The 2,804-nt window shown below is 34.5% G+C and carries 5 protein-coding genes; 2 read left to right on the forward strand and 3 right to left on the reverse strand.

What is annotated here, in order from left to right; all coding sequences use genetic code 11:
- The 3 genes from ACMFKV_RS07050 to ACMFKV_RS07060 all read right to left on the reverse strand — a co-directional run.
- A partial coding sequence (locus ACMFKV_RS07050) for an LbetaH domain-containing protein (RefSeq protein ID WP_413154906.1) occupies window positions 1–662 on the reverse strand: 662 nt, incomplete at its 3' end.
- A gap of 124 nt (window positions 663–786) precedes the next feature.
- A complete protein-coding gene (locus tag ACMFKV_RS07055; protein ID WP_413154907.1) occupies window positions 787–1,161 on the reverse strand; it encodes a hypothetical protein in 375 nt (124 codons plus the stop codon).
- A 271-nt stretch (window positions 1,162–1,432) separates the two neighbouring features.
- Entirely contained in the window at window positions 1,433–1,786 is a 354-nt protein-coding gene (locus tag ACMFKV_RS07060; RefSeq protein WP_413154908.1) for a helix-turn-helix domain-containing protein, read from the reverse strand.
- Window positions 1,787–1,873: 87 nt separating this feature from the next.
- Here ACMFKV_RS07060 and ACMFKV_RS07065 point away from each other — a divergent pair, with 87 nt between their 5' ends.
- Together ACMFKV_RS07065 and ACMFKV_RS07070 are read left to right on the forward strand one after the other, a co-directional pair.
- Window positions 1,874–2,137, forward strand: coding sequence for a helix-turn-helix domain-containing protein (locus tag ACMFKV_RS07065; RefSeq protein ID WP_413154909.1), 264 nt, complete (start codon window positions 1,874–1,876; stop codon window positions 2,135–2,137).
- An 18-nt stretch (window positions 2,138–2,155) separates the two neighbouring features.
- The gene (locus tag ACMFKV_RS07070) at window positions 2,156–2,602 is read left to right on the forward strand and encodes a hypothetical protein (RefSeq protein WP_413154910.1); all 447 of its coding nucleotides are present in this window, start codon (window positions 2,156–2,158) and stop codon (window positions 2,600–2,602) included.
- Window positions 2,603–2,804 lie beyond the last annotated feature (202 nt).

Below are 2,804 nucleotides of genomic sequence, written 5' to 3' on the forward strand. Positions count from 1 at the left end.
CTTGCTTTATTAGAAACGAAAGCATCATCGCATATTTTTGCGTTCCCAAAGATACGCGCGCTCCCAGAAATTTGGGCATTACCGTAAACTTGCGCATAATCGCTAATAAAAGCATCATTGTAAATTTTAGCATTATCGAAAATTTTAGCACTGTCATGAACTGCGGCATTGCCGTAAACTTTTGCATTATTGAAAATTTTAGCATTGTCGCAGATTTTAGCATTTTCAGAAATTCGTGCATTGTCAAAAACTACTGCATTGCCATAGACGTTGGTATCACCGTAAATTTCAGCTTTATCGCAAATTTTAGCATTGTCGTAAATAACTGCATTTCCATAGATTTCTGCATTACCGAAAACTTTCGCATTATTAAAGACTTTAGCATTTTCATAGATTTGGGCACGTCCATAGACTTTAACCTCATCGTAAATTTCAGCATTTTCGAAAATGAATGCATTATCATACACTTTGGCATCTCCATAAACTTTAGCATTATCATCGATCCAACAGTTTTTATCATGCGACAAGTTTTCTTCATGTTCTATAAAACCACCTAGGTCGCCTGCTTCAACGTTACCGAAGTCTTTAAGAGCTTTAATGCGGTAAAGCGTGAATCCGTTGATTTCGATTGTTTCGTCGGTCATTTCATATTTCAGTTCCATAATTTTTCTCCTTGATTTTTAATGTATACTTTTCCTTTTCAGCTCTTGAGAAAGAATGCTGATGTCTTTTGTTGTGATTTTTTGATAAAGGGGGAGTGCTTTAAAACGCCCCTAGATAATATTTTTACAGAACGTCACAAGGGCGCAGGCGGTGCTGTTGCTCATAGGTGCCGTACAGTGCATCTTCATATTCTTGTTTGGCTATTTCATCCCAAAAAGCATCAAAAGCATCGCTTTCTTCTATAAAAGGGTGTCCAGTGCTGTTGAATTGAAGAATATCATTTTCTTTGATGTATGCTTCTGCAATTTCTTCGCTGATGTCTTCACAGTATTTGGTTGAATTATCTATACAAAGGACTTTGATTGCACCTTCTGTACCTTCAAGAACTTTCAAAATATCAAATTCATCATAAAATGGTCCTGATTGAGCAACGTGTTCACCGTTATTGTAGACGACTAACAAGATTTCATCAGAATTCACAAAGATTGGCTTTTCCATAGTTTTACCCCTCCGCTTGTAAGCGATTGCTTTTGTGTGAATTGTAATATGAATATAGTATTCATAATGCATATATGTCAACAATAAAGTATGCGTTATGTATATTATTTTTTAAAAAGTATAAAAATCTTCTTACAAGATTTTTATTAATTGACAATTTTCTAAGAAAGGGGAAAGGAAATAGTTATGAAGATAACAAAAGATGATATGGAATTAGATAATAAAATAATACAGCTAATTTCTATATTTAATTATGAAAGAAAAAAAGCTTTTATTTTTTTTCTTCTGCATGCAGGCGATTTAAAAGGTGAAGAATTGTTTCTTTATCTGGTTGAGTTGTTTTTTGTAGCAGATCAATAATTTGCTCATCAATAGTTTGTTTTGTGGCGGGGATTGGAAAGGAGGGTCCATCTCCCTCTCCAGTTAATAACCACCCTTCACTAATTCTAAATGCTTTTGCATATTTTGCAGATGTGCGCGATATTCCTCTTAATCCTTGTTCGTGTTGTATATAGCTAGAATAGTTCCAGCCAAAATATCTAGCCGCTTCTTTAGCGCTTCTAAAACCACGTGCTAAACGTGCTTTTATTAATCTAGCAGATTGATCTATTGTGTTATTAAGCATTTTCATCTCCTTAATATACTCATATTGCATAAAATTAGTATGCATTTCGACTTGACATTAAAATACTCATAATGCATACTTATGTTTATGGAAAAAATAGCAGTAAAACAGTTACGTAAAAATCTGAATTTAACTCTAGAAGAAATGGCTGCACGGTTAGGTGTAAACAAATCAACAGTATGGCGTTGGGAAAAATATGGTGTTCCTTCAAGAGGAGCCGTTGCATATCTTCTGGAAGCATTATGGAATGAACAATCCTCTTCAACCTCTTTTTTTGTCAACAGTTCTCTTGTTTGTATGGAAGCATGCCAACAGCGTAGCATGTCAAAACAACCCAGCTCACACTCTTAAACTGGAGCAAAAAAAGAGATGGCAAATAATCAGCATCAGATCACTATAAGCAAAGACCAGATGATTGATCTTGTTAATAGTATTGGACAGAGAGATATGTACTACAATGCTTATTCATGTAATAATGCATATCAGCGTGTAAAATCATATTGTCCATCAACAAGTTTTATTCTCTATACGCTGCAGAGTATCTTTGAGAATGATGATAGAAATTATTTCCCATTATTTCCGTACGATGACTTTAATCAATGGTTTTCAACTGTGGGTATGCAAGTTTTTACTGCTTGGTTTGATAATCATTTTTCTAAAGATTTATCATCTTTTAATCGCTTAGGTGAGCTAACCTTTTTTATGATTATAGTCAAAAATGAGCTTGAGGACTTAAGAGATAAGCTCATCGAAAAAAGAAATAACGAAATCAAATTAATAGATGATGCATGCAGCATATCTGGTCTGGCTGTGTGAGTTAATCCACTTTTTTAAAAACTTATTACTACGCGTTCAATTATAGCGCACATACGAACATGCAATATTTTTTAGGGGGGGATTATGGATTTGATTTCACAAACTATTCTTTGCGTTGATTTAGGCACCAAGACGGGTTGGGCGATTTGTGGTGCAGATAATCACATAATAAGCGGAACAGTTAATTTTCAAGCACGCCGTT

The organism is Bartonella propinqua (genome assembly GCF_047263965.1).
GTDB lineage: Bacteria > Pseudomonadota > Alphaproteobacteria > Rhizobiales > Rhizobiaceae > Bartonella.